The sequence below is a fragment of the Nocardioides sp. SLBN-35 genome, assembly GCF_006715725.1.
Lineage (GTDB): Bacteria > Actinomycetota > Actinomycetes > Propionibacteriales > Nocardioidaceae > Nocardioides.
In genome coordinates this window covers 1,952,510-1,978,274 of record NZ_VFNU01000001.1, presented here as the reverse complement: position 1 = coordinate 1,978,274, position 25,765 = coordinate 1,952,510, and the positions used below count along the sequence as shown (strand labels likewise).

Annotated in this window: 24 protein-coding genes; 5 read left to right on the top strand and 19 right to left on the bottom strand. The window is 72.1% G+C overall.

Annotated elements, in window-relative coordinates:
- Positions 1-48: 48 nt before the first annotated feature.
- The gene (locus FBY23_RS09610) at positions 49-750 is read right to left on the bottom strand and encodes a ferritin-like fold-containing protein (RefSeq protein WP_141797939.1); all 702 of its coding nucleotides are present in this window, start codon (positions 748-750) and stop codon (positions 49-51) included.
- A gap of 251 nt (positions 751-1,001) precedes the next feature.
- Between FBY23_RS09610 and FBY23_RS09605 the strand changes: the two genes are divergently transcribed.
- Positions 1,002-2,456, top strand: a complete 1,455-nt coding sequence (locus tag FBY23_RS09605; protein ID WP_141800961.1) for a DEAD/DEAH box helicase — start codon at positions 1,002-1,004, stop codon at positions 2,454-2,456.
- A 100-nt stretch (positions 2,457-2,556) separates the two neighbouring features.
- Here FBY23_RS09605 and FBY23_RS09600 read toward each other — a convergent pair whose 3' ends face one another.
- The 3 genes from FBY23_RS09600 to FBY23_RS09590 all read right to left on the bottom strand — a co-directional run bounded on the left by FBY23_RS09600 (position 2,557) and on the right by FBY23_RS09590 (position 5,060).
- Complete coding sequence (locus tag FBY23_RS09600; protein ID WP_141797938.1) at positions 2,557-3,405, bottom strand: hypothetical protein; 849 nt, start codon at positions 3,403-3,405, stop codon at positions 2,557-2,559.
- Positions 3,406-3,492: 87 nt separating this feature from the next.
- Positions 3,493-4,263, bottom strand: a complete 771-nt coding sequence (locus tag FBY23_RS09595) for a L,D-transpeptidase (protein ID WP_160158203.1) — start codon at positions 4,261-4,263, stop codon at positions 3,493-3,495.
- Between the two features lie 5 nt (positions 4,264-4,268).
- Positions 4,269-5,060 (bottom strand): ParA family protein, encoded by a 792-nt coding sequence (locus FBY23_RS09590; protein ID WP_141797936.1) that lies wholly within the window; start codon positions 5,058-5,060, stop codon positions 4,269-4,271.
- 38 nt (positions 5,061-5,098) lie between these two features.
- Between FBY23_RS09590 and FBY23_RS09585 the strand changes: the two genes are divergently transcribed.
- Complete coding sequence (locus FBY23_RS09585; RefSeq protein ID WP_141797935.1) at positions 5,099-5,860, top strand: SDR family oxidoreductase; 762 nt, start codon at positions 5,099-5,101, stop codon at positions 5,858-5,860.
- A gap of 121 nt (positions 5,861-5,981) precedes the next feature.
- Here FBY23_RS09585 and FBY23_RS09580 read toward each other — a convergent pair whose 3' ends face one another.
- The 6 genes from FBY23_RS09580 to FBY23_RS09555 all read right to left on the bottom strand — a co-directional run bounded on the left by FBY23_RS09580 (position 5,982) and on the right by FBY23_RS09555 (position 12,597).
- Complete coding sequence (locus FBY23_RS09580) at positions 5,982-6,590, bottom strand: MarC family protein (RefSeq protein ID WP_141797934.1); 609 nt, start codon at positions 6,588-6,590, stop codon at positions 5,982-5,984.
- Positions 6,587-7,459, bottom strand: coding sequence for a PHP domain-containing protein (locus FBY23_RS09575; protein ID WP_141797933.1), 873 nt, complete (start codon positions 7,457-7,459; stop codon positions 6,587-6,589). Before FBY23_RS09575 ends, FBY23_RS09580 begins: the two co-directional genes overlap by 4 nt.
- Before the next feature lie 32 nt (positions 7,460-7,491).
- Positions 7,492-9,147 carry a bifunctional lysylphosphatidylglycerol flippase/synthetase MprF gene (locus FBY23_RS09570; RefSeq protein WP_141797932.1) on the bottom strand — a complete coding sequence of 552 codons (1,656 nt, stop codon included), beginning with the start codon at positions 9,145-9,147 and terminating at the stop codon, positions 7,492-7,494.
- A 94-nt stretch (positions 9,148-9,241) separates the two neighbouring features.
- Positions 9,242-11,197, bottom strand: a complete 1,956-nt coding sequence (locus tag FBY23_RS09565; RefSeq protein WP_141797931.1) for a CASTOR/POLLUX-related putative ion channel — start codon at positions 11,195-11,197, stop codon at positions 9,242-9,244.
- Positions 11,198-11,276: 79 nt separating this feature from the next.
- Positions 11,277-11,975, bottom strand: coding sequence for a DUF6758 family protein (locus tag FBY23_RS09560; protein ID WP_260805860.1), 699 nt, complete (start codon positions 11,973-11,975; stop codon positions 11,277-11,279).
- A 61-nt stretch (positions 11,976-12,036) separates the two neighbouring features.
- A complete protein-coding gene (locus tag FBY23_RS09555) occupies positions 12,037-12,597 on the bottom strand; it encodes a histidine phosphatase family protein (protein WP_141797930.1) in 561 nt (186 codons plus the stop codon).
- Positions 12,598-12,643: 46 nt separating this feature from the next.
- Between FBY23_RS09555 and FBY23_RS09550 the strand changes: the two genes are divergently transcribed.
- On the top strand, positions 12,644-13,855 hold the full coding sequence (locus tag FBY23_RS09550) for an MFS transporter (protein WP_186348224.1): 1,212 nt from the start codon (positions 12,644-12,646) through the stop codon (positions 13,853-13,855).
- On the opposite strand, the gene FBY23_RS09545 is transcribed toward FBY23_RS09550, so the two are convergent.
- Genes FBY23_RS09545 through FBY23_RS09515 form a run of 7 tightly spaced genes read right to left on the bottom strand, consistent with a single transcriptional unit; the run spans position 13,785 to position 22,383 of the window.
- Entirely contained in the window at positions 13,785-14,342 is a 558-nt protein-coding gene (locus tag FBY23_RS09545; RefSeq protein ID WP_141797929.1) for a hypothetical protein, read from the bottom strand. The two genes, FBY23_RS09550 and FBY23_RS09545, sit on opposite strands and share 71 nt — an antisense overlap.
- Positions 14,343-14,346: 4 nt before the next feature.
- On the bottom strand, positions 14,347-15,996 hold the full coding sequence (locus tag FBY23_RS09540; RefSeq protein WP_141797928.1) for a hypothetical protein: 1,650 nt from the start codon (positions 15,994-15,996) through the stop codon (positions 14,347-14,349).
- Positions 15,993-16,700, bottom strand: a complete 708-nt coding sequence (locus FBY23_RS09535; RefSeq protein WP_141797927.1) for an ABC transporter ATP-binding protein — start codon at positions 16,698-16,700, stop codon at positions 15,993-15,995. The genes FBY23_RS09540 and FBY23_RS09535 overlap by 4 nt, the downstream gene beginning before the upstream one ends.
- Positions 16,697-17,464: an ABC transporter ATP-binding protein gene (locus FBY23_RS09530; RefSeq protein WP_141797926.1), complete on the bottom strand. Its 768-nt coding sequence runs from the start codon at positions 17,462-17,464 to the stop codon at positions 16,697-16,699. The genes FBY23_RS09535 and FBY23_RS09530 overlap by 4 nt, the downstream gene beginning before the upstream one ends.
- 1 nt (position 17,465) lies before the next feature.
- Positions 17,466-19,451 carry an ABC transporter permease gene (locus FBY23_RS09525; protein WP_260805859.1) on the bottom strand — a complete coding sequence of 662 codons (1,986 nt, stop codon included), beginning with the start codon at positions 19,449-19,451 and terminating at the stop codon, positions 17,466-17,468.
- 2 nt (positions 19,452-19,453) lie between these two features.
- The gene (locus FBY23_RS09520; RefSeq protein ID WP_141797925.1) at positions 19,454-20,935 is read right to left on the bottom strand and encodes an ABC transporter substrate-binding protein; all 1,482 of its coding nucleotides are present in this window, start codon (positions 20,933-20,935) and stop codon (positions 19,454-19,456) included.
- Positions 20,932-22,383: an ABC transporter substrate-binding protein gene (locus tag FBY23_RS09515; RefSeq protein ID WP_141797924.1), complete on the bottom strand. Its 1,452-nt coding sequence runs from the start codon at positions 22,381-22,383 to the stop codon at positions 20,932-20,934. The genes FBY23_RS09520 and FBY23_RS09515 overlap by 4 nt, the downstream gene beginning before the upstream one ends.
- 167 nt (positions 22,384-22,550) lie before the next feature.
- On the opposite strand from FBY23_RS09515, the gene FBY23_RS09510 reads away from it, so the two are divergent.
- Positions 22,551-23,057 carry a DUF6174 domain-containing protein gene (locus FBY23_RS09510; protein ID WP_141797923.1) on the top strand — a complete coding sequence of 169 codons (507 nt, stop codon included), beginning with the start codon at positions 22,551-22,553 and terminating at the stop codon, positions 23,055-23,057.
- Positions 23,058-23,069: 12 nt separating this feature from the next.
- Here FBY23_RS09510 and FBY23_RS09505 read toward each other — a convergent pair whose 3' ends face one another.
- Together FBY23_RS09505 and FBY23_RS09500 are read right to left on the bottom strand one after the other, a co-directional pair.
- Positions 23,070-24,104 (bottom strand): MaoC family dehydratase, encoded by a 1,035-nt coding sequence (locus tag FBY23_RS09505; protein ID WP_141797922.1) that lies wholly within the window; start codon positions 24,102-24,104, stop codon positions 23,070-23,072.
- A gap of 14 nt (positions 24,105-24,118) precedes the next feature.
- On the bottom strand, positions 24,119-25,315 hold the full coding sequence (locus FBY23_RS09500; RefSeq protein ID WP_141797921.1) for an acyl-CoA dehydrogenase family protein: 1,197 nt from the start codon (positions 25,313-25,315) through the stop codon (positions 24,119-24,121).
- Between the two features lie 151 nt (positions 25,316-25,466).
- Between FBY23_RS09500 and FBY23_RS09495 the strand changes: the two genes are divergently transcribed.
- Positions 25,467-25,754: a hypothetical protein gene (locus FBY23_RS09495; protein WP_141797920.1), complete on the top strand. Its 288-nt coding sequence runs from the start codon at positions 25,467-25,469 to the stop codon at positions 25,752-25,754.
- The last annotated feature ends 11 nt before the right edge of the window (positions 25,755-25,765 follow it).

Below are 25,765 nucleotides of genomic sequence, written 5' to 3'. Positions count from 1 at the left end.
TTGAACGGTACGCCGGCCCGTCCCGCTCGCGGGGCGGGCCGGTGTGCGTCAGGCCTCGAGCCCGAGCTCGGCCATCCGGGCCATGTGCCGCTCGGTGAGCCGGGTGAACATCCGGCCCATCGCGGCCAGGTCGAGGCCGGGACGGTCGACGCCGCCGGCGAGCAGCGCGGTCAGGGCGTCGCGGTCGGCGGCGACCCGCTGGGCCTGGGTGAGCGCCTCCCCCATCAGCCGGCGCCCCCACAGCGCGAGCCGGCCGCCGAGGCGGGCGTCCTGCGCGATCGCGGAACGCACCCGGTCGACGACGAAGGCCGCGTGGGTGCCCTCCTCCATCGTGGACACGACCAGGTCGCGGGTCTCGGGGTCGAGGTAGGCCGCGATCTCGCGGTAGAAGTCGTTGGCGAGCCCGTCGCCGACGTACGCCTTGACCAGGCCCTCGTACCAGTCGGCCGGCGCGGTGTGCTGGTGGAACGCGTCGAGCGGCTCACGGAACGGGAGCATCGCCTCGAACGGGTCCGCGCCGAGGGCGCGGAGCCGGTCGTGGAGGGCGTGCACCTTGGTCAGCTCACCGCTGGCCATGGTCGCGAGGTCGACCTTGTCGGCCAGGCTGGGCGCCAGCTTGGCGTCCTCGGCGAGGCGCTCGAACGCCGAGATCTCGCCGTACGCGATCGCCGCCAACAGGTCGACCACGGCCTCGCGGTAGGCCGGATCGTCGGCGGCGGTGGGAGCGGTCGCGTCGGCGGATTCAGCCATGCGCCGAGCGTACAAGTAGACTCGGGGGTAGCGAGAGCCTGCCCGCACCCTCACCGGAGCGCGCCGGCCCGCCCGGGCACCCGCCCACGTATGTGCGCGGCTGAGTGTGAACAGCCGCATTGATCTGGCGCCATGCCGACCGGCTGACGACACTCACGAAAGCGAACAGAACACTGACTTCCAACGACACCACCGCCGCGCCCACCACCGAGACCGCGGCGGAGGCTCCGACCTTCCGCGACCTCGGCGTGATGCCGAAGATCTGCGACGCGCTCGAGCGGGCCGGGATCACCCACCCCTTCGCCATCCAGGAGATGACCCTCTCCGTCGCGCTGATGGGCACCGACCTGATCGGCCAGGCGCGCACCGGCACCGGCAAGACCCTCGCCTTCGGCATCCCGGTCATCCAGCGCAGCGTCGCGCCGAGCGACCCCGACTACGCCGAGATCCCGCAGGGCAAGCCGCAGGCCCTGATCGTCGCGCCGACCCGCGAGCTCGCTCTGCAGGTCTCCAGTGACCTCGAGATCGCCAGCCGCGACCGCGGCCTGCGCGTCCTCACCATCTACGGCGGCGTCGGCTACGAGCCGCAGATCGAGGCCCTCGAGAGCGGCGTCGACATCGTCATCGGTACGCCGGGCCGCCTGATCGACCTCGCCAACCGGAGGGTCCTCGACCTCTCCCACGTGCACGCGCTGGTGCTCGACGAGGCCGACGAGATGCTGGACCTGGGCTTCCTGCCCGACGTCGAGAAGCTGCTGCGGATGACGCCGGAGACCCGGCAGACCATGCTGTTCTCGGCGACCATGCCCAGCGCGATCGTCTCCCTGGCCCGCATGCACATGCGGCACCCGATGAACATCCGCGCGGAGTCGTCGTACGAGAACGCGACGGTGCCCGCCACCGCCCAGTTCATCTACCTGGCCCACGACCTCGACAAGCCGGAGATCCTCGGTCGCCTGCTGCAGGCCGAGGACGCCGACAAGATGATCGTGTTCACCCGCACCAAGCGGCAGGCCCAGCGCGTGGCCGACGACCTCGTCGAGCGCGGCTTCAAGGCCAGCCCGCTGCACGGCGACATGGCGCAGGTCGCGCGCGAGAAGGCGCTGACGAGGTTCCGCGAGGACAAGATCAAGGTACTCGTCGCCACCGATGTCGCGGCCCGCGGCATCGACGTGTCGGGCGTGAGCCACGTGGTCAACTACACCTGCCCCGAGGACGACAAGACCTACGTCCACCGGATCGGCCGCACCGGCCGCGCCGGGGCCTCCGGCATCGCGATCACCCTGGTCGACGCGACCGACGTGCACCGCTGGAAGATGATCAACAAGGCGCTCGACCTGCCCTTCGACGAGCCGCTCGAGACCTACTCCACCTCCGAGCACCTCTTCCACGACCAGGGCATCGCCCCCGGCACCAAGGGCCGGATCGCTCCCCCGGCGCCGCCGGCGCCCAAGGGCGAGCGGTCGGAGCGCTCGGGCGAGCGTTCCGAGCGTCGCTCGAGCGAGCGCAACCGGACCCGCACCCGGACCCGCACCCGCGGCGGCAAGCCGGTCGAGGGCGGCGCCGAGGCGTCGGCCGAGGCCAAGGACGGCGAGGGTACGCCGGCCGAGGGCGGCGAGCGTCCTGCCAACCGCAACCGCCGGCGTCGTCGCCGCAGCGGTGGCGGCAACGGCGCGAGCGCTCCGGCGGAGACGCCGAGCGCCTGACCTGACAGCAAACGGAAGGAGCCCGGACCACTATGGTCCGGGCTCCTTCTGTGTTCCAGGGCTCACGGTCCCCGAGGGAGGCTCCGGAGCGCCGATCGACTCAGCTGGCGAGCGGCTCGACCCAGACGTTGCCGACGACCACCGGGTGGTCGCTGATGCCGTTGTAGACCTTGGCGTAGTCGCTGAACTTGCTGCCGGTCCAGGTGGCGAGCATCCAGTCCGGGCCGGCCTTCGGGGGCACCGGGCAGGGCTTCTTCTTCGTGCCGCCGAGGGAGACCAGGTCGGTCGCCTTGGCGACGCGCTGGCAGAACTCGACGCGCTCGTTCATGTCGCCCATGACCAGGACGGGCTGGCCCTTGGCGCCGAGGCGCTTGATGAGCTTGATCTCACGCTCGGTCGAGACGTCGCGCTCGTGCTCCAGGCCGCCGGGGGCGTTGTGGATCGCGATGACGTACAGGACGCGCTTGGTGGCGCGGTTCTTGAGCTTGACCCACGGGATGGCGCGCATCTTGCCCATCGACGGGCGGTAGATCTGGCCCTTGTCGAGGGCCTCGAACTCGTCGGTCTTCCAGGCGACCTGGATCGCGCCGCTGAAGTTGTCGAGGGTGCGGCGCGGCCAGAACTTGAAGCGCGAGAGGCGCTTGCGCAGCACCTTCAGCTGGGACTGGTGCACCTCCTGGAAGGCGACCACGTTGCGCTTACGCTGCTGGACCTGGGTGGCGGCGGCGTTCGCGCGGCCCAGGCCGCCGGGGGCCATCGAGGCGGTGAGGATGTTGAAGGTCATCGCGCGGACCTCGAACCCGCCGCCCTTCTGCGACGCGGTGGGAGCCGGAACCGGCTCCACGGCGGCCGCGGTGGCGCTCTGGGTGTGCGCCAGCGTGGCGCCGAGCGCGAGGACCATCAGCGCGGCGACGATCTTGGCAAGGTGCTTTCCGTACGGGGCGAGCATCCGGGCACCCTAGGCAGAAGCCCCCCGAGCAGGGCAAATCGGCTCGGCCGCCGCCGTGGGGCTGGCGGGGCTCCTGGTGCTGCCGGGTCAGGCGGTGACGACGACCGTGGTGCCGACCGGGGCGAAGTCCCACAGCGCGATCGCGTTGGGACGGTCCTGGCGGATGCAGCCGTGCGAGAGCGGGGTGCCGAGCTGGGCCCGGGTCTGCACCGGCTTGCCGTCGTCGACCGGGATCGTGTGGAAGCCGATCGCGGCGCCCTCGTTGCCCTGGGTGAACCGGACGAAGTACTCCATCGTCCCGGAGTCGTCGACGCCGATGGCGTGGCGGCTGCGGGAGTAGACGGCATAGGTGCCGGGATCGAGGTTGTCCTCGACGCTGCCCGAGACACGGTAGGTCCGGGCCACGTCGCCGTCGCTGTCGACCAGCCAGACCCGCTGGCGGCCCTCGCTGAACACGATCCGGCGCCCGCTCCCCGAGCGCGCGGGCAGATCGGTGGAGTCCGAGACCGCCGCGATCCGAGTGCTCGCGTCGGCCAGGTCGCCCGTGAGCGGTGCCTCGAGGGCGGTGCGGTCGTCGGCCTTCGGGGTGTCGGTCGCGGCCTGCTTCGGCGTGGTCGGCGTGGTCGGCGTGGCCGCGGCCGGTGTGGTCGGGGCGTCCTGGCCGGCGGCGGCCGGCTCCTCGGGCTCGCCGGGGAGCAGCCCGAGGCCACCCGCGACCGCGACGGCGGTCACGGTGAGGGCGGCGGCCACGGCGGTGATCCGGCCGTAGCGCGGTCGCGCCGGCGCGGCGCGACGCCGGCCGGCCTGCTGCCGGGCACGGTGTCGCCCCGGGTCACGGCGGGCAGCGTGCTTCGACACCTGGCTCAACGTGCCGATCGGGCGAGCAGGGAGCCCGCCACCTCGCGGTAGGCCTCGGCGCCCTTGCTGGTGCGGCTGGTCGCGAGGATCGAGCGACCCGCGGCCGGCGCCTCGGCGAACTTGATGGTCTTGGGGATCGGCGGCTCGACGACCTCGAGCTCGTAGGTCTCCGAGATCGTGTCGAGCACGGCCCGTGCGTGGTTGGTGCGACCGTCGTACAGCGTCGGCAGGACGCCCCACACGGCGAGGTCGCGGTTGGTGAACCGGCGTACGTCGTGCACGGTGTCGAGCAGCTGGCCGACGCCGCGGTGGGACAGGGTCTCGCACTGCAGCGGGATGAGGACGCCGGTCGCGGCGGTCAGCGCGGCGACGGTCAGCACGCCGAGGGAGGGCGGGCAGTCGAGCAGCACCCAGTCGTAGCTGCGACCGCTGGCCTGGAGGTCCTCCATCACGCCGCGCAGCACGTGCTCGCGGCCGGTGCGGGTGAGCAGGTCGGCCTCGGCGCGGGCCAGCTCGATGGTGGCCGGCAGCAGGTCGACGCCGTCCTCGGTCTCGAGGATCACCTCCTCGACCGCGGTGCCCTTGGTGAGCACGTGGTGCACCGACAGCTCGAGGTCCTCGGGGTCGATGCCCAGTGAGAACGTCAGGCAGGCCTGGGGGTCGAGGTCGACGAGCAGCACGCTCTGCCCGCGCTCGGCGAGGGCCGCTCCGATCGACGCGACGCTGGTCGTCTTCGCGACGCCGCCCTTCTGGTTGGCGACAGCGAGGATCGTGGGAGCCGCCTGCACGCTGTTCATCGGGACCATCATGCCCGATCGGGCCCTAGGGTTGCGGCATGCCCACAGCTCTCGTGACCGGCGCCACCGCCGGCATCGGCCTCGAGTTCGCCCGCCAGCTCGCCGCTCGCGGCGACGACCTGGTCCTGGTGGCCCGCGACGAGGTCCGGCTCGCGTCCGTCGCGGGCGAGCTCCGGTCGTCGTACGGCGTCGGCGTGGAGGTGCTGCCCGCCGACCTCACCTCGCTCGAGGCGCTCGGCCGGGTCGAGGCGCGGCTGGCGGACCGCGGCGCGCCGGTCGACCTGCTGGTCAACAACGCCGGCTTCGGCCTCAAGGAGCGCTTCCTCGACAACCCGGTCGACGTCGAGCAGGCCCAGCAGGACGTGCTGGTGCGCGCGGTGCTGCGGCTGACCCATGCGGCGCTCGGGGGCATGGTCGAGCGCGGCCGCGGCGGCGTGATCAACGTGTCGAGCGTCGCCGCCTTCCTCCCCCGCGGCACCTACAGCGCCGCGAAGGCGTGGGTGAACTCGTTCAGTGCGTGGGCACACCAGGAGTACGCCGGACGGGGCGTCACCGTGATGGCGCTGTGCCCCGGCTTCGTGAAGACCGAGTTCCACCAGCGCCTCGGCATCGACCGCGACGCCTCGGCGCCCCGGTTGCTGTGGCTGGAGCCCGACCGCCTGGTCCGCGACGCACTGGCCGACTTCGACCGCGGCCGCGCGATGTCGATCCCGTCGAAGCGCTACAAGGCGATCGTGGCCGGCACCCGCGTGGTCCCGGGCTCGGTCCTGCAGCGGCTGCAGTCGCTCGGCCGGAAGTGACGTTGAGTTGCCCCGTCCTACGGGTTGAGTTGCCACTTTCTCGCCGTTGAGTTGCCGGTCCCTCGGCACTCAATGGCGAGAAACCGGCAAGTCAACGGTGAGGATGCGGCAACTCAACCATTCAGCCTTCCCCTGCGATGAACGCGCGGACGGCGTCGGCGACGAGCTGGACGGCGATGGCGGAGAGCAGGAGACCGGCGATACGGGTGACGAGCAGGACCCCGCCGTCGCGGATCAGGCGCAGGATCGGGAGCGAGTAGCGCATCGCGGCCCACAGGGCGACGTGCACGCCGGCCACGCCGAGCGCGACGGAGACGCCGTCGCCCCAGGTGTCGATGTCCTGGACGAAGAGCATCGTGGCGACGATCGCGCCGGGGCCGGCGAGCAGCGGCGTACCGAGCGGGACGAGAGCGATGTTGGCATCGGCGGACGCGGTCAGCTCGTCCTGCTTTCCGGTCAGCAGCTCGAGGGCGACCAGCAGGAGCAGCAGGCCGCCGGCGCACTGCAGCGCGGGCAGCGAGATGTGCAGGTAGTTGAGGATCTGCTGGCCGAACAATGCGAACAGCGTGATCACCAGGAAGGACACCGCGACTGCCTGCCAGGCGGCACGCCGTGCCGTGGCCGGGCTGCGGCCGGCGGTCAGGGACAGGAAGATCGGCACCGTGCCGACCGGGTCCATGATCACGAAGAGGGTCACGAACACCTCGACGAGCAGCACGCCGTCGATCATCGGCGGACCCCGCCCGCGAGTGCGGTGGGCGAGCCGAGCGCGGCGGCCCGCTCGAGGAGCCGGGTCAGCTCGCCCGGCGAGGTGGTCTCGCAGCCGAGCTCGTGGCCGGTCTTGCCCGTGCCGTGGTGGTCGCTGGAGCCGGTGACGAGCAGCCGCAGCCGCGAGGCGATCCCCCGCAGCCGACCGCGTTCGAGCCTGTCGTGGTCGAGGTGGTCGACCTCGATGCCGCCCAGCCCCGCCTCGGCGAGTACGGCGAACGCGGGCTCGTCGAGGACCGACGCGGAGCCACGGCCCCACGGGTGGGCGACCACGCTGACCCCGCGGGCGGCGGTGACCAGCCCGATCATCTCGACGAGGTCGGCGGCGTACCGGTCGACGAAGGCTGGCCCGCCGTCGGAGAGGAAGCGCGCGAACGCCTCGTCGCGGGTCCTCACCGCACCGAGGCGCACCAGCAGGTCGGCGACGTGGGGGCGACCGGTGACCCGGTTGTCGGGGCTCACCTCGGCCAACGCCTCCTCGGTCGCCGGGATGCCGAGCTCGCGCAGCCGGGCGAGCATGGACGGCACCCGCGCCTCACGTCCCTCGACGATCCGGCCCAGCTCGGCCTGGAGGCCGGCGTCCTCGGGGTCGGGTAGGTAGGCCAGCAGGTGCACCGCGGAGCCGCGGAACCGGGTGCTGACCTCGATGCCGCGGACAAGGCCGATCCCGGCCTGCTCCGCCGCGGCGGCCGCCTCGTCCCACCCGGCGGTGGTGTCGTGGTCGGTGAGCGCCACCACCTCGAGCCCGGCGGCCGCGGCCTCGCGCACCAGGTCGGCGGGCGAGGACGTGCCGTCGCTGACACTGGAGTGGGTGTGGAGGTCGATCGTCACCGTACGAGGCTAGTGCTCCGGTCTGATGTGCGTCAGGCGGCCACGCGCTCCCGCTCCGCGGCCTCGACCCGCTCGGTGGCGGTCCGCTCCGGCAGGACGAGGGGCGTGCTGGCCTCCCGCGTCTTCGGGGTGACCAGGTAGGCGACCAGCACCGCTGCGCCGATCCGCGGCAGCTCGGCCAGCGAGCGGTAGGTCAGGTGCAGCGTCTCGCAGCGCGGGGAGAACTTGGCCTTGAAGGCGTGCAGCGAGGCGAAGCCGTAGAGCGGCTCGAGCACGCGCGCCGAGCGCTCCAGTACGCGCTGCAGCCAGCCGTCGGGCTCCCCCGTGCTCCGCGCCAGCGGCGCCGCCGACAGGGACACGACGCGGGCACCCTCGGCCCGGAAGGCCAGGCAGGACTCGGCGATCAGGAACTCGATCACCGGGCGAAAGCCGTCGTCCGGGCGGCGCATCAGGTCGAGCGTCCACCCATCGATGTGCCCCTGCCCGGCGTGGACCGGCAGCCACGAGAGGAAGCCGTGCACCCGGTCGTCGGCGTCGAGAGCCAGCGCGACCCTGACCCGGGGGTCCATGGCGTGGTCGACACCGCCGAGGGTGAAGCCGAGCTCCGGAGTGCGCTGGCGCCGCAGCCAGGCGTCGCTGATCTCGCGCACCTGCGCGACGATGCGCGGGTCGGCGTCGGCGAGGACGACCAGCTCGAAGCGGATCCCGTCGCGGGCCGCGCGGTTGCGGGCGGTGCGCACGTCCTGCCACCGCTTGCCGCGGAACTCGAGGTCGGGCAGGTCGAGGAGCGTGTCCTCGCCGATCTGCAGGCTGTGACCCCCGACCGCTCGGGCCACCGGTCCGGTGACCGCGAAGTGACTGGGGACGAGGTGCTCGTCGGCGCAGAAGGCCGCGAACTCACCGGCCGCGCGGGCCCGCCAGTCCGGTGTACCGATCGGGTCGCCGAGGGCCAGCGCGACGCCGAGGTGGCGGCGGTAGGCGAGGTAGCCCTGGCCGCGCGGGTCGTAGAGGTAGCGCACGCCGGGCCAGGTGGTCATCCACGACAGCGTGCCGCCGCCCTCGCGGCGCAGGTGCTCGACGGCCCGGTCGCGGTTGACGACGGGACGGCGCCGCGGGCCGATCACCGAGCCGATCATCAGGCCGGCGGCGACGGCGACCAGGTGGACGACGTCCGCCAGGTGCCCGACCAGGACGAGGGAGACCAGGACGTAGGCCACCAGGCCGGTCCGGGTGACCCGGCGCGCCGCCGTACCGAGGAAGGCGGTCATCACCGCGCCGACCCCGAGCGCGCCGCCCGACGGCCCGACGTCGCGTGCGTGCTGCAGCGAGTCCGGGCCGAGCGCCAGCACGAGCAGGCAGGCCGCCACCACGCTGCCGACCTGGGTCACCAACCAGAGGAGCCCCGTGCGAACCGTCCCGAGCCGCGGCTCGGCGAACCCGACGCACAGCCCGAAGCTGAGCAGCACCGGCAGGTAGCACCAGGGCGCGATCGCCAGCAGCGGGCCGGTGAGCAGCGTCCACCAGTGGCCGGACGCGAGCGCGTCCGGCCCGTAGGCCAGGGCACGGCCCCAGCCGTGGTCGAGGACGTCGCCGGTGACCGCGCCGGTGGCGACGCCGACGATGACGAGGAGCAGGAGACCCGCGACCGTGAACGGCCGGCGGCGTACGGCGGACTCAGTGGCTGGCATGTCGTCCAGCCTGGTCGCGCGGGGCGGCCGCGTCAGTGGCCCACCGTCCCGGATCGGGGGTGGTGCCCGCACCACCTCCGGGGTGGGGGTGGCCTCACAGCTCGGCGAGCACGACCACCCGGTCACCGGGCTCGGCCACCACCGTCTCCCCCTTGGCCAGGTTGACCGCGACGCCGACCCGGGACCCGGGCTCGGCCAGCCGGGCCGAGGAGAACCCGATCGCGGTCTCGCCCCGGCGGGCGGCGGCCTCGACCACGGTCGCCCAGCTCACCTCGCGCCCGGGGGCGACGTACCACTCGGCGGGGCGCAGGTAGATCTCGCTGCCCTCCTCCTCCAACAGGTCGTGGAAGACCGGCTCGATCCGGGCGTCCTCGGACAGCTGGGCCACCATCAGGCTGACGATCTCGCCGCTGACGACGACGTCGTCGATGTCGGCGACCTGGGCGAGCACCCGGTTGCGGTCGTCCATCATCTCGCTGATCACCGGCGTGCTGCTCTCGGAGCGGGCCAGGATGTCGCGCACGTGGAGCAGGGTGATCAGGGTCGTGGCGTCGGCGGCCTCGGCGTCGAGGTCGTCGGAGTAGCACAGCACGATCACCTGGTCGCAACCCGGCGGGACGTGCTCGTCGAGGACCGCACGGCGCGTGGTGCCGGCCTCGACCACGGTGACGGCGAGGTTCGCGGTCGTGGGTACGCCGGGCGCGCCGTGCTCGGTCACGACGGTGAGCGTCGAGCCGGGGGCGGCGTACCGGTCCAGCTCGCGCAGGATGATCGGTGCCCGCTCGTTCCAGCCCAGCACCACGGCGTGGGTGGGGCGGGCCGGCTCGCCGGCATGGTCCGCGAAGGCGTCCTCGGCGACGGCGGCGACCGAGCGGGGCGCGGCGGCGAGGACCGAGTCGTCCTCGGCGATCACGACGAGGGAGCGGTCCCCGACGACGGTGTCCGGGGGCGGGTTGAGCTGGACGCTGCTGCCCTGGGCGACCCCGATGACCGTCAGCTGGTCGTAGTGCAGCTGCGCGTCGGCGTACGTCGCCCCGGCCAGCGGGTGCTCCTCGAGGAAGTAGATCTCGTCGCCCTCGTAGTCGAAGAGCTCGCGGTAGACCGCGGCGGCGCCGGACTGGCGGGAGGTCTGGACGACGAGCTTGGCCACCGTCTCGCGGATGTCGAGCAGCGAGATGCCGCCCGGACGGTCGCGGCCGATCAGCCGCGCGACCTCGAGGTTGGCCGGGTCGCGCAGCTGGGCGACGACCCGCGGTCCCTCGTCGACCGCCAGCAGGGAGCGCAGCGCGAGCAGCGCCTTGATGACGTCGCGGTCGGGCTCCGCGCCGTCGCCGGACAGGACCACGACCGAGCGCGCGGAGGTGGGGCTGAGGATCGCGAGGTCGTCGATGTCGGAGGGCGCGCCGGACCGGCACACCACGCGGGTGCCGCGCAGGTCCGGAACCTTGGCGCGGATCTCCTCCTCCATCTCGACCTTGTCGCGGTCGGCGAGCACCGCCACGACCGGTCGGCGCCGGCTCTCGTTGGCGATGGAGAGCTCGCTGATCACGGTGAAGATCGAGTCCGACCAGCCGAGGATGACCGAGTGGCCGCTCTCCAGTACGACGGACCGGCCGCGGCGCAGCTCGGCGATCCGGGCGTCGATGCCGGCCGCGATCACACCGATCAGGGCGCTGACGATGAACAGGCCGGCCACCGTGAGCACGAGCATCGTGAGGATGAAGCTCCAGCGGGCGCCGGTGTCACCGGCCACGGTGCCGGGGTCGAGCGCGTGCAGCAGCGCCTGGAAGGCCGCCTCCCAGAACCCGAGCTGGTCGCGGCGCATCCCGGACACCACGTCGATGACCGCGAAGACCACCACGAGCAGCACGGTGACGGCGAACAGCCAGGCCACCAGGGCCGGCGTACCTCGGGACATGGTGTTGTCGAACCCGTAGCGCAGCCGGGCCCGCAGGCCCGTGGATGCGGTCCGGGTGCGGACGGGCAGGTCGGATCGCTGTGCGATCGCCTCTGCCGTACGACGCTGCAGCGCCTGCGCGTTCCGCGCCATGCGGGCCTCCTCGTGGTCCGCAGGGGATGCTCCCGCATCCGGGCTCCCGCGCGAGCGGGAATGGCGAAACTCAGGACCGTCACCAGGAGGGTGCGGGCCCTCCGAACGGCAGCGCGACCAGCTGCGGGCCGGTGGCGGAGATGTCGCGCAGGATCCAGTCGTCGCGCAGCAGCAGGATCGCGGAGGCCGGCCGCAGCACCAGCCACAGCCAGCGACCACCGGCCTCGCCCGCGAGCACGGAGCGGTCCCACTCCCCCGGCGAGGTGCTGACCGAGACCGGCCACAGGCCGACGGGGTACTGGTCGACGCGGACCCGGACCGGCGGTGGGCCGTCGCCGACCTCGTGGCCGGGGTCGAGCAGCTCGGCGTCGTCGGGGGTGGTCAGCCCGGCGACCCGGGCGCCGAAGCCGGTGCCGGGCTCCTCGCTGATCACCATCACGTCGACCGGCCCGTCGAGCTGGCTGGTGCCCGCGACGCACGCCATCGTGGCGCGGGTCGCGGCGCCGTCCGAGACGACGGCAGCGAAGTCGCTGACCGACCAGCCGGGGCCGAGCGGCCAGGGCAGGAAGGTCGGGAACGACGGGCCGACCCGTTGGAGGTGGGCGGCGAACTCCTCGTAGGAGGAGGTCGACGGCCGCCAGAGCGGTACGACGAACCCGTGGTCCGGGCACGACCAGCGACCGTCGCCCACCTCGGCCACGGGCGTCGGGCAGCGTGGGCACTCCACGCGCACCCCGTCAGGTCCGCCCACCGGCGGACCGGGCTCATCGGTCGGCATGTTCGACACCGTGCTGCGCGATGCGCCGTTCGTCAAGCACCCGGGTCGACCTGTCCCGAGATCAGCTGTTCCAGCGCTGCAGGACCGGGGTCTCGCGCTCGTGGCCGAGCTCGGAGAGCGTCGCGGTGTCGAGGCGGAACAGGCGCCCGTCGGCGACCGGGAGGCCGAGCCAGCGTGCGGCGAGGGCGCGCAGCACGTGACCGTGGGCGAACACCAGGACCGGGCCGCCGGCGGCCCGGATCCGGGCCACGACACGGTCGCAGCGGACCGCGACGGCGGACGCGGTCTCGCCGCCGGGGCTCGGGTGGGTCCAGATGGTCCAGCCGGGCACCTGCTCGCGGATCTCCGCGGTGGTGCGGCCCTCGTAGTCGCCGTACCCCCACTCGAGGAGGTCCTCGCACACCTCGGCGTCGGGGAACCCGGCCAGCTCCGCCGTACGACGGGCGCGCTGCAACGGACTGGTCAGCACCTCCGCGAAGGTGGTGCGGGCGAGGCGGCCGGCGAGCCCGCGCGCGACCTCCTCGCCCTCGGGGAGCAGCGGCAGGTCGGTGCGGGACGTGTGCCGTCCCGAGACGCTCCACTCGGTCGCCCCATGCCGGGCCAGGAAGGCGGAATCGGCCATGCCGACATCCTGCCAGCCACCCCCGAGCAGTGGCAGGATCCCCCGCATGCCCACCACCCTCCACCGCTACCGGCTCGCGATCGCGGCCGGGTTCGCCACCCAGGGCTTCGTCTTCATCGGCCTGACCACCCGGCTGCCCGACATCAAGGACCGGTGGGACCTGTCCGAGCTCGGGATCTCCGGGGTGCTGCTGGCGATCGTGCTGCTCGCCGGCGCCGGCTCGGTGCTCGCGGAGAGGCTGTCGGTGCGGGCGGCCAGCGCCCGGGTGCTGCGGGCCGGGCTGGTGCTCGTCGCGGGTGGCGCGGCACTGATGCTCGCGGCGCCGGTGTGGGCGGCGTACCTCGTCGGGGTGGGGGTCTACGGCGTCGGGCTGGGCATGGTCGACGCGACCACCAACATGCAGGCGGTCGCGCTGGAGCGCCGCTACGGGCGCACGATCCTGCCGAGCTTCCACGGCGCGTGGACCTTCGGCGGCCTGCTGGGTGCGGCCGTCACGCTCGCCACCGCCGACGTCGACCTGCCGTGGACCGCGCTGATCACCGTGCTCCCGCTCGTCGTCGCGGCCGCGAGCTTCCTCCCCCGCGACACCGGTGCCGCCACCGGCAGCGCCGAGCTGGCGATCCCGTGGCGCCCGATCCTGATGGTGGGCCTCGGCATGGTCGTCTTCTACATGGTCGACACCGCCGCGCAGACGTGGGGCGCGGTCTACCTCGACGAGGTCGTCGAGGCCCCGTCACGCTGGGTCGCCCTCGCGACCCTCCCCTACCTGGTCGCCAGCCTCCTGGTCCGTCTCGCCGGCGACTCGATCGTGGAGCGGTACGGCGTCACCCCGGTGCTGCGCATCGGTGCCGTGGTCGCCTGCGGCGGACTCGTGGTGGTCACCGCCGCCCCGACCTGGCCGGTCGCGGTGCTCGGGTTCACGCTGACCGGCGCCGGGATCTCCGTGGTCGCGCCGCTGAGCTTCTCCGCGGCAGCCCGCATCGCCGGCGGCTCGGTGGAGCGGGTCGATGCGGTGATCGCGCGGTTCAACCAGTTCAACTACGTCGGCGGGCTCCTCGGCGCGGTGCTGACGGGCGTGGTCGGGAAGGACGAGCTGCGGTTCGGGTTCGTCGTCCCCATGGTGCTGGTGCTGACCCTGCTCCCCCTGGCTCGCTGGTTCGGCAACCGGGCGGGCGAGGGGGCCGACGTCAGCGCCGGGCGGTCGGCCGGCACACCCGGCACGTCGCCAGGTGCGCATTGTCCTCACCCACCGGGGTGAGGTCGTCGCGGTGCGCGATCAGCGCGCAGTCACGGCGGTGCATGGTGGTGCCGCCGCCGGCGACGACCGGGATGGCGCCGATGTCGTGGCCCTGGTCGTCGGTGCGGGCCGAGGTCGCGGTGACCTCGGCGAGCACGAGCAGGGTGTCGGCGAGGCGCTTGGACGACTCGCGGCCGTCGGCGGCGATCCGCGCCAGCCAGGCCCCGAAGTAGAGGAAGCCGCCGACGAAGGTCAGGCCGAGGCCGAGCATGCCGCCGGAGACGACGTAGGACATCTGGTCCCACTGGTACGGCGTGTTGGCGGCGCCGTACCAGCCCAGGATGATCACCACGATCCCGAGCGGGAGCATGATCGCGCCCGCCCAGAACAGCACGACCTGGAGCAGGGCGTAGTGGTTGTCCTTCAGCGGCGCGATCCCGGAGCGGGTCGACTCCCCTGCACGGGGAAGGCTGCCGGCACGCCCGGAGGGGGTGGCTGCGGTGGTCATGGGCTCAGGCCTTTCGGAGGTCGGGGAGGCCGCTGTCGAGGCCGTGGGGACAGGACGCGCCGATGCCGAGGGCAGCGGCACCGAGTCGCCGGAACCACGAGCCGGCGACCGCCGCGAGGGCGAAGGCGGCGACGAGGAGCATGCCGGGGATCGAGAACAGCTCGGGCAGGCCGGCGCTGGTCGGGGCAGCGTCGACGAGGTCGCCCGTGGGCGCCGCACCCGCGGTGGGCACGGTGCCGACCGGGACCGGGGTCGCGGCCGAGGGTACGCCGACGGAGCCGGCGGCCGGCGCGGGCGCCGGGGCTTCCGCGGCCGGTGGGGCGGCGTCGGCTGCCGCCGGCGGCGCGGCGAAGTCGATCGGCGGCACCGTGTCGACCTCGGCCCTCGCGACGCCGAGGGTGACGACCACCTTGGGCGCCAGGTTGGACAGGCCCGACACCACGCCCTTGAGCGGGCCGGCCTGGGCCGGGATCAGCTCGCCGAGCACGTTGGTCGGCAGCGCCTTGAGCAGCGGCGAGAGCAGCTGGGTGTCGATGGTGATCCGCAGGCCCTGCGACATGCTGGTGCCGGCGTCGCCGTCGACGGTGCGGACCTGCTGCGGGATCTCGATGGTCACGCCGAGCGCCTTGAGCGCGTCGAGCGGCAGCTGGTTGAGACCCGGGATCGGGGTGGTGCCCCCACCACTGGGCACGATCGCGCCGTCGGGGCCGATCCCGAACTCCTGGCCGGCGATCGCCATCTTGCCCCAGATGGCGGTACCGGTCGCGGTGCCGGTGGCGCCGTCGGAGGTGGCCTTCGCGACCGTCTCGACGCCGCCCAGGGTGATCAGGCCGCCGAGCAGCCGGACCTCGCCGAGCGTGGCCCGCGAGACCCCGACCACCTTGCTGTCCTTGGCCTCCATCTTCGAGGTCGACACGTAGCCGTCGACGTCGATGAGCGCGGCGAGCTGGGGCGGCAGCCCCGGCGCCGCCGCCGGCGCGGTCGGGGCGGTCGGGCTGGTCGCCGTGCCGGTCGGAGCCGCCCCCGGGAGGCCACCGAGCCCACCGCCGGTGAGCATCCCGGTGAGACCGGTCAGCAGGTCCATCAGGCCCGACTTCTGCGACGGGTCGGCACTCGCGCCGTCCGGGCCGAGCACGGTGCCGTCCGGCGAGAAGCCGGTCTCCGCGCTCGCCGTACCCTCGCCGGAGGTGGTGGTCATGATCGCGCCGGGGATCGACTCGTCCTTCTGCGTCGGCACGTCGCCGGGGTACTGCGAGTTGACCTGCATCGGGTAGCCGTTCTCGGTGAGCGGCGTCGGCGGCAGCCCCAGCTGCTCGCCGAAGGTCTTCAGGCCCTCGCCCACCGGGTCGCCCGGCCAGAACAGGCTGGCGCGTCCCTTGGACTCACCCGAGTCCGCCTTGACCTTGCTGTAGCCCATGTCGAACTCGACCTGGGCCTGCCCGGCGTCGACGGGGATCGGGATGCTCGGCTCGAACACCTCGACCCGGATCGGTGCCGACCAGGCCGTGGTGGTGTAGCCGCCGTACGACGTCGCGCCGCCGCCGTCGTCGTCGGCGGAGGCCGGCGTCGCAGTGGGACCTGCGGCCAGCAGCGCCAGGCAGCCGACCATCCCTCCCGTGACGGCGACCCGGAGCGTGCTGCGTGTGCTGGTCATGCTGCCCCTCCCAGGATGACGTCGGCCATGGTCTCGAGGATCTCCCCGGGCTCACCGGTGGCCACGATGCGCCCGCCGCTCATCACGGCGGCGTAGTCGGCGACCCGCAGCGCGGTCCGCGCGAACTGCTCGATGCAGAGGATGGACACGCCGGACTCGGCGATCCGGGCGACGGTCTCGTAGAGCTCGTCGACGATCAGCGGCGCCAGTCCCATCGACAGCTCGTCGAGCAGCAGCAGCGCCGGGTCGGAGGCCAGGGCCCGCGACATCGCCAGCATCTGCTGCTCACCGCCGGACATGGTGCCCGCGAGCTGGTGGCGCCGCTCGTGCAGCCGGGGGAAGTACGCGTAGGCGGTGTCGAGGACGGCCGAGGCCGGGACGCCGGCGTACGACATCAGGACCAGGTTCTCCTCGACGGTCAGGTTCGGGAACACCGAGCGACCCTCGGGGATCGTGCACAGCCCGACCCGGGCCAGCGCGTCGGACGCGGCGCCCTGCACGTGGACGCCGGCCAGGTGGATGTCCCCGGACGTCGCCTCCTTCTGACCGCTGATCACCTTCACCAGCGTCGACTTGCCGGCGCCGTTGGGTCCGAGCAGCGCCATCACCGCGCCGCGCGGCACGGACAGGTCGACGCCCCGCAGCACCTCGATCCGGCCGTACGCCGCGTGCAGGTCGATCACGTCGAGGATCGGGACGCTCACGAGGTCACCTCCAGGACCGCGGTGTCGCCGTCGCTCTCCGCGTAGCCGAGGTAGGCCCGCTGGACGTCGGGGTCGGTGCGGATCTCGGCCGGGGCGCCCGAAGCGATGATCTCGCCGAAGTCGAGCACGTGGATGTCGTGGCACACGCTCATCACCAGGTCCATGTCGTGCTCGACCATGAGGATCGAGCAGCCCTCGGCCGCGAGGTCGACGAGGAGCTCGCCGAAGGCGTCGGTCTCGGTCTCGTCGAGGCCCGAGGACGGCTCGTCGAGCAGCAGCAGCTGGGGATCGCTGGCCAGGCAGCGCGCCAGCTCCAGCAGCCGCGCGGTGCCGGTCGGGATCGAGTCGGCCCGCTCGTCGGCATACTCGGTGATGCCGACCCGGTCGAGCAGCATCTCGACGCCGACGGCGCCCCGCCGGCCACCGAACCAGGCCAGCGGCCCGCCGTGGATCTCCTGGGCCACCCGGACGTTGTCACGCACCGACAGCGAGCCGAAGGCCTCGAGCCGCTGGAAGGTGCGGCCCACGCCGTGCCGCGCCCGGCGGTGCACCGGCCAGCCGGTGACGTCCTTGTCGCGGTAGCGGACCCGTCCCTTGGTGGGCCGCTGCAGGCCGGTGATCACGTTGAAGCAGGTGGTCTTGCCCGCACCGTTGGGTCCGATCAGGCCGGTGATCACGCCCCGGTCCGCGGTGAAGGTCGCCCGGTTCACGGCGGTCACGCCCCCGAACCGGACCACGACGTCGTCGACCTCGAGCAGTGCCACGTCAGCCCACCTTCTCCACGTCGACAGCCACGTCGACAGCCATGTCGACCAGCGGTACGTCGACCGCGCCGTCCGTCCCTCCCGGGCTTCCGCCGCGGGGCAGCAGTCCCTGCAACCGGCCCTCCAGCCGACCACCCAGCGCCGGCGCGAGCCGCGCCCGCAGCCAGCGCCCGATCCGGAACAGGTGGTTCGCCAGGCCGTTGGGGTCGCGGCCCAGGAGCACCGCCCCGAACCCGATGACCGCGAACAGCAGGCCGGCCATGCCCGGCGAGGCCGCCTGGAGCTCGGGCAGCAGCATCAGCGCGACCCCGCCCAGCAGTGCCCCGGTGACCGAGGTGGCGCCGAAGACGACGGCGAGCAGGAGCACCAGCAGCGACTGGAAGTAGAGGAAGTCCGCGGCGCCGACCGTGCCGCGCAGGCCGGCGAACAGGCCGCCCGCGAAGCCGGCGATGCCGGCGGACAGGGCGAACAGGCCGACCCGGAACCAGCGCATGTCCAGGCCGAGGGTGCCGCAGGCCGACGGGCTGTCGCGCATCGCGATCAGCAGCCGGCCCAGCGCGCCGCGGCGCAGCACCAGCAGGCCCAGCGCGAGCAGCACGAAGGCGAGCACCATGAACCACACGTACGCCGTGTCCGAGCCGATCCGGAGCCCGAGGATCGAGAGCCGCTCGGCGGCCAGGGTGCCGTTGAACTTGAACGCGAACTCGGCGTTGAAGACCACCTTGTCCATGAGCACCGCGAACGCCATCGTCGACAGCGCGAGGTAGAGGCCGGTCAGCCGCAGCACCGGCAGCGCGACCAGCGCGCCGACGGCGGCCGCGATCAGCGCCGAGAGCAGCAGCCCGAGCAGGTTGGGCTCGTCGAGCTTGGCGTAGGCGAGCGCGCCGACGCCGGCGAAGGTGAACTGGGCGAGGGAGACGTGACCGCCGTACCCGGTCAGCAGGACGAGCGAGAGCATCACCATCGCGTACGTCGCCGCGACCCCGATCAGCAGCACCTGGTTCGGCGCGACGACGTTGACCAACAGCAGGGTCACCAGCAGCAGGCCGGTGCCGGAGCCGATCGAGAGGCGCATCGACGGCACCGCCGCGGTGACGATGCCCTTGACCTGGCCGATCCGCAGCTGGGCCTGGGGCATGAGCACCACGATCGCGAAGAGGAACAGCGCCGGGATGACCGGGCGGAAGGACGCCAGGAACCCGTCGGTCGGCAGGTAGCCGACGGCCCACGACTCGAGGACGCCGAGGATCATGGCGCCGGCGAAGGTCATCGGCAGGCTCTTGAGCCGCCCGAGCATCGCGGCGGCGTACGCGTTGATCACCAGCAAGGTGAGCGCGTAGTAGTCGAGCAGGACGACCGGCGTCAGCAGGATGCCGCCGAGGGCGGCCAGCGAGATCCCGATCGACCACGACAGCGCCGCGACCCGGTCGGGCTTGCCGCCGAACAGCTTGAGCAGCTCGGGGTTGTCGACCGAGGCCCGCATCGCCGTACCGATCCGGGTCCGGCTGAGCAACAGGTAGAGCCCGAACGCGACGGCGACCGCACACACCAGGGTGACCAGCTGGTGGGCGGTGACGAAGGTGTCGCCGAGCTGCCAGCCGGTGCCGGACCAGAACGGCAGCAGCACCCGGGGCTCCGGCGGCCAGATCTGCTGGGCCAGCCCGATCAGGCCGACGAGGAGGCCGACGGTGACGACCAGGGCGACGGAGACCGGCCCCTCCCCCAGCCCGCGGGTGACGAAGCGCTGGATGAACCAGCCGATCGCCGGCGCCACCACGCCGAGCACCAGGATCAGCGAGAGCACGGTCGGCATCCCCTGGCGCTGGGTGAAGTCCCAGAACACGAAGGACAGGAACATGCCGAACGCACCGTGGGCGATGTTGAACACCCGGGTGGTCGTGTAGGTCAGCACCAGGCCGCTGGCCATGATGGCGTACGCCGCGCCCGTGAACAGGCCCAGCAGCGTGAAGGCGAAGAGGGAGCCCACGATCAGCCTCCGATCCCGGAGTCGACGACGGTGCCGCACAGGTAGGTGCCGGACGAGACCTGCGACCACTGGCCGCCGCTGAACTGGATCATCTTCAGGCAGGGCGGGGTCGCCCCGGTCGAGAGGTTCATCGCGGTGTGGGCTCCGTTCCCGGTCCAGGCCGTGGTGGCACGGACGGCGTCGACGAGCGAGGCGCGCGTCAGCTTGCCGCCGAGCGCCGTCGCCTTCTCCACGAACAGCCGGGTCGCCGACCAGGCGAACAGGCCGTAGTAGTTGGGGATCGCGCCGGGCTTCACCTGCTGCAGCCACGAGAGGTACAGCTGGATCTCGGCGTTGGCCTTGTTCTCGAACAGGTCGTTGGGCGAGAACACGTAGGTGCCCTCGGCGACGGCGCCCGCCTGCTGGACGTAGCGCTTGTCGTAGATCGTCGGGTCCTGCAGGTAGAAGTCCGGCTTGAAGCCCTGCTGCTGCATGGCCTGCTGGAGCTTCACGGTGTTCTGGTAGGGCCCGTAGTAGATGACCGCGCGGATTCCCTTGTCCTTCATCTGCTGGACGTACGGCGCGAAGTTGAACTCCGCGACGTCGATGCCCTGCACGTACTTCGCCGACCACCCGGCCGCCTTCTCGTAGCCGGCAGCGAGGCTCTTGGCGTTGACCGGGGCGGCACCGGCGTTGATGTAGAGGAAGGCCGCGTTCTTCACCGCGTCCGGGTACTTCGCGGCCAGCCACTTCGCGGCCGGGTCGGAGATCAGGTTGGTGCGGATCGAGTAGGTGCCGAGGCAGGTCTTGCAGGCCTGTCGCTCCGGGTTGACGATCGTCGAGCGGATGTCGGGGATCCCGCAGGCGTCGGCCGTGGCGGCGCCGCCGGAGTCGAAGGCCGACATGGAGCCGACCGCGGCGAAGGCGTCGCTGCAGGCCTTGACGTAGGCCTGCTGGTCGGCGCCGGCGTCGGCGCGGCTGTCGAGGTTGACCAGCGCGAGCTTGCGCCCGCAGATGTCGTTCTGCGAGTTGAAGTACTCGACGTAGGCCCGCGTCGCTTGCTGTGCCGACTCGAAGATGCCCGGTACCGGTCCGGAGATGTCGGAGACGTTGGCGAGGGTGATGGTGCTGTCGGTGATGCCGGTCTGGTTCTTGAACCCGTCGCACGAGCCCGCCTTCGCCGTGCCGGTCGGCGCGCCCTTGCCCTTCGACTTGCCTCCTCCGCCACCGTCCGCGGCGCCGCCGGTCGCCCCGGCCGCCGGCGCGTCACCGGCGGTACCGGCTGCGGGTGCCTCGCCCGCAGCCGGTACGTCGCCCGCGGCCGGTGCCTCGCCGGCCGGGAGTCCGGTGTCGCCGCCGGTGCTCGTGGTGTCGCCCGCCGTACCGTCCTGGCCACTGGCTCTCGCGACGGTGGCCGGGTCGAGCTGGGACCCGCAGGCCGTCAGGGCCAGCAGCGCGAGCGCGACCGCGGCCGTGCGGCGGACCCGGCTCCGGGTGCCCGTCATCCGCTGATCCCCGAGTTGACGACGTTCCCGCACAGCCAGGTGCCGGGTGACACCTGCTGCCAGCGGCCGCCCTTGTATTGGATGATCTTCTGGCACGGCGGGGTCTCCGCGGTGCCCACCCGCATCGCCGCATGGGCGCCGTTGCCGGTCCAGTCGTTGACCTTGCGGACCGCCGCCACCAGTGACTCGCGGGTCAGCTTGCCGCCGAGCGCGGTCGCCTGCTCGACGAACAGGCGCATCGCCGACCAGGCGAACAGGCCGTAGAAGTTCGGCACCGCGCCGGGCTTCACCTGGTTAAGCCAGGACAGGTACAGCTGGATCTCCGGGTTGGCCTTGTTCTCGAACAGGTCGATGGTGGAGTAGACGAAGGTGCCCTCGGCGAGCGCGCCGGCCTGCTGGACGTAGCGCTGGTCGTAGATCGTCGGGTCCTGCATGAACACGTCGGGCTTGAAGCCCTGCTGCTGCATGGCCTGCTGCAGCTTGACGGTGTTCTGGTAGGGACCGAGATAGACCACCATCTTGATGCCCTTGTCCTTCATCTGCTGGACGTAGGGCGCGAAGTTGAACTCCGCGACGTCGATGCCCTGGAGGTAGTTGACCGACCAGCCCATCTTCCCCCAGGCCGCGGCCTGGCTCTTCGCGTTGCCGACGGCGGCACCGGCGTTGATGTAGAGCATTCCGACGTTCTTGACCGCGTCGGGGTACTGGGCCGCCAGCCACTTCGGGCCGGAGTCGGCGATCAGGTTGGGCCGCACCGAGTAGACGCCGAAGCAGGTCGAGCAGGCCGCCCGCTCGGAGGTCGTCATCGCCGCCCGGATGTCCGGGAGGCCGCAGCCCTGCGCGGTCGAGGCGCCGCCGGAGTCGAAGGCGCCCATCGAGCCGACCGCGGCGAACGCCGAGCTGCACGCCTTGGTGTAGGCCTGCTGGTCGGCGCCAGCGTCGGCACGGCTGTCGAGGTTGGTGATCGCGAGCTTGCGCCCGCAGATCGTGTTCTGCGAGTTGAAGTACTCCACGTAGGCCCGGGCGGCCTGTTGGGAGGCCTCGAAGATGCCCGGGACCGGACCCGAGATGTCGGCGACGTTCGCAAGGGTGATGGTGGTGTCGGTGATCCCGGTCTGGTTCTTGAACCCGTCGCACGAGGCCGCCTTCGCGGTGCCGGTCGGCGAGCCCTTGCCCTTGGACTTGCCGCCGCCCTTCGCGCTCCCCGCGCCGGGGGTGGCTCCGGCGTCACCGCCGGCAGCGGGTGAGCCCGCGGCGGGAGCCGCGGCACCACCGCCGGGGACGTCGCCGCCCGGCGTCGGCGCACCGGCGTCGGAGCCGCCGGCCGGGGCCGCCACGCCGCTCGTCTGGTCGGTGCCACCGCCACCGGACTGGCCGTTCACCTTCGCCACGGTCGCGGGGTCCAGCTGCGACCCGCACGCGGACAGGGCGAGGACGACGACGGACACACCGAGAAGACGCCGCACATGCGGGGGTCGAGGCATGACCGACCAACGAGCCTTCTGTGACCCAGGTCACGGCCAAAATGAAACTTGTTACAGTTTCGTCCCGGTCAGGCGCCCGTACGCCGGGGAACCATCGGGCCGCGCGGGCCGTCCGAGGCATCATGAGCACCATGCGACCGCCTTCCGCCGCCGTCACCGCCGCCCTCACCGTGCCGCTGCTGCTGGCGCTGTCCGCCTGCAGCCACGAGTCCGACCGGGCCGCCGACCGGACGACCGCGACGGCGCCGGGCAGCTCCGGCACCGCGACCGGGAGCGCGAGTGCCGCGCCGACATACCCGACCTTCGCGGCGCAGGACTACTCCTACCACCTCGAGGTGCTCTGCTTCTGCCCGCAGACCGGCACCGTCGAGGTCGTGGTGCACGACGGCGAGGTCGAGCAGGCGACCTCGGTCGACGGACCGCTCGCCGGCTCGCCCGCGCCGGAGTTCGCGCGGCTGACCATCAACGACATCCTCGAGCAGGCCCATGCCCCCGGGATCGCCAAGAAGAAGATCGAGTGGCCCGACGGCCAGGACCACCCGAGCTCGGTCATGATCGACCGGATCGCGCAGGGGGTCGACGACGAGGTGACCTACACGATCAAGGACGTGCAGACCACCGTGGTCCCGCAGGGCTGACCGGTACCCCGGTCAGCGCGGGACGAGGGCCCAGTAGTCGAGGTCGAGCAGCACGCCCGGGGCGTACTTCCCGTCCTCACCACGCAGCGTCATCGACTCGTCACGCCCCTTGGTCGCCACCAGCCGCAGCCGCAGCGCACCCACCCCCGGCGCCGCGGTCTCGGCCTTGTCCAGCACCTCGGACCACGCATAGACCGTGTCGCCCGCGAACGCCGGCGCGGTGTGCGCACCCGCGTTGATCGCAGCGACCAGCTGCGCGTTGGCCAGGCCGTTGAAGGACAGCGCCCGGGCCATCGAGATGATGTGGCCGCCGTACACCAGGTTGCGCCCGTCCGGGCGCGCCTCGGTGTTGAAGTGCACCTTCGCGGTGTTCTGCCACAGCCGGGTGGCCTGCTGGTGCTCCGACTCGGTCAGCGTGACACCGTCGACGTGGTCGATCCTCTCCCCCACGACGTAGTCGCCGAAGCGGTGCGGCTCACCGGCCGCGCCGAAGTCGTACTCGGAGAAGTCCAGCCCCTCGGGCACCACCAGGTCCGCGGGCGCCACGACCGACGCGAGCTCGGGTACGACGGCGGTCGGCGCCGGCGCATCGAGGTCCCGCTTGTGGACCATCACCCAGCGCGCCCACTCCAGCACGACCCGCTCACGCTGGTCGACCGCGGTGGAGCGGACGTAGACCACGCCGCTCTTGCCGTTCGAGTTCTGCTTGAGCCCGATCACCTCCGAGGTCGTGCTCAGGGTGTCACCGGGCACGACCGGGCGGTGGAACCGGCACTCGGCGTAGCCCAGGTTCGCGACCGCGTTCAACGACACGTCCGGGACGGTCTTGCCGAACGCGATGTGGAACGCGATCAGCTCCTCGACCGGATGCTGGTCCAGCCCGACCGACGCGGCGAACACCGCCGAGGACGGCACGGCGAACCGGGTCGGGTAGATCGAGCCGTAGACGGCCCGGTCACCCTCGGTGACGGTGCGCGGCGTGGCGTGCCGGATGACCTGCCCGAGCGTGAAGTCCTCGAAGAAGTTGCCCGGGTTCGTCTTGCTCACCGCAGTCGCTCCACTCACTTGAGCTTGTACTCCTTGAGGAGCTGGCGGCCGATGATCATCTTCTGGATGTCGGAGGTGCCCTCGCCGATGAGCATGAACTTGACCTCGCGCATCAGCCGCTCGATCTCGTACTCCTTGGAGTAGCCGTAGCCGCCGTGGATCCGGAAGGAGTCCTCGACGACCTCGTTGGCGTACTCCGAGGCGACCATCTTGGCCATGCCGGCCTCGACGTCCATCCGCTTGCCGGTGTCCTTGAGACGAGCGGCGCGGACCATCATGTTGTGCGCGACCTCGACCTTGGTCGCCATCTCGGCGATCCGGAACAGCACCGCCTGGTGCTCGGCGATGACCTTGCCGAAGGTCTTGCGCTGCTGGGCGTAGGCCACACCGAGCTCGAAGCCGCGCCAGGCCAGGCCGCACGCACGGGCGGCGACGTTGACCCGGCCGACCTCGACGCCGTCCATCATCTGGAAGAAGCCCTTGCCCGGCTCGCCGCCGAGGATCTGGTCGGCGGCGATCTGGTGGCCCTCGAGGATGAGCTCGGTCGTCTCGACGCCCTTGTAGCCCATCTTGTCGATCTTGCCGGGCACGGTGACGCCCTGGGCGGTCTCGCCGAACCCGGCCTCCTTCTCGACGAGGAAGGTGGTCATGTTCTTGTAGACACTGTCGGCGCCCTCGTCGGTCTTGACGAGCAGCGCGACCAGCGTGGAGCTGGCGCCGTTGGTCAGCCACATCTTCTGGCCGGTGATGGAGTACGAGCCGTCGGCCTGCTTGGTGGCCTTGGTCGACACGGCCGACACGTCGGAGCCCAGGCCGGGCTCGGACATCGAGAACGCGCCGCGGACCTCGCCGGTCGCCATGCGGGGCAGGTACTTCTGCTTCTGCTCCTCGGTGCCGTGCTGCATGAGCAGGTAGGCCACGATGAAGTGGGTGTTGATGACGCCCGACACGCTCATCCAGCCGCGGGCGATCTCCTCGACCACCAGGGCGTAGGTCAGCAGGGACTCGCCCAGGCCGCCGAACTCCTCGGGGATGGTCAGGCCGAAGACGCCCAGCTCCTTGAGACCGTCGACGATCTCCTGCGGGTAGGTGTCGGAGTGCTCGAGCTCCTGGGCGACCGGGATGATCTGCTCGTCCACGAAGACGCGCACGGCCTTCAGGATCTCGGACTGGTCCTCGGTGAGGCCTTCGGTCTGACAAAGCCGGGTCATCGGGTTCCCTTTCGCTGGTGGTGCCGGACCGCACTGTACCGGCGGGTAGGCATCCCCCGACCCTACGAACGGGGGGCGAGACCGGCGACGTGAGACATGTCACCGCAGCGACGGAAACCCGCTCCCCGGCCGGGAACCTAGCCTTGTCGTCATGAGCGAGTACGACGCCCCGGCCACCCAGCCCGACGCCGACCTCACCGCCGCGCTGCGCGAGTTCAGCACCTCCGTCGCGGCCTTCACCGCCGCCGTCGCCGACCTCGACCGGGTGGTCGAGCGGGCCGACGGCCTGCTCACCCGCGCCGACAAGCTCCTCGCGCCGCTCGCGGCCACGCAGCAGGTCGGCGACCAGCTCAAGGTCGCCGGTCAGCTCGCCTCTCAGGTCGCCTCGGCGGCGGTCAAGCGGGGCGTGGCGGCCGCGAAGACGGTGACGGGGCCGTAGGGCGGCCTCAC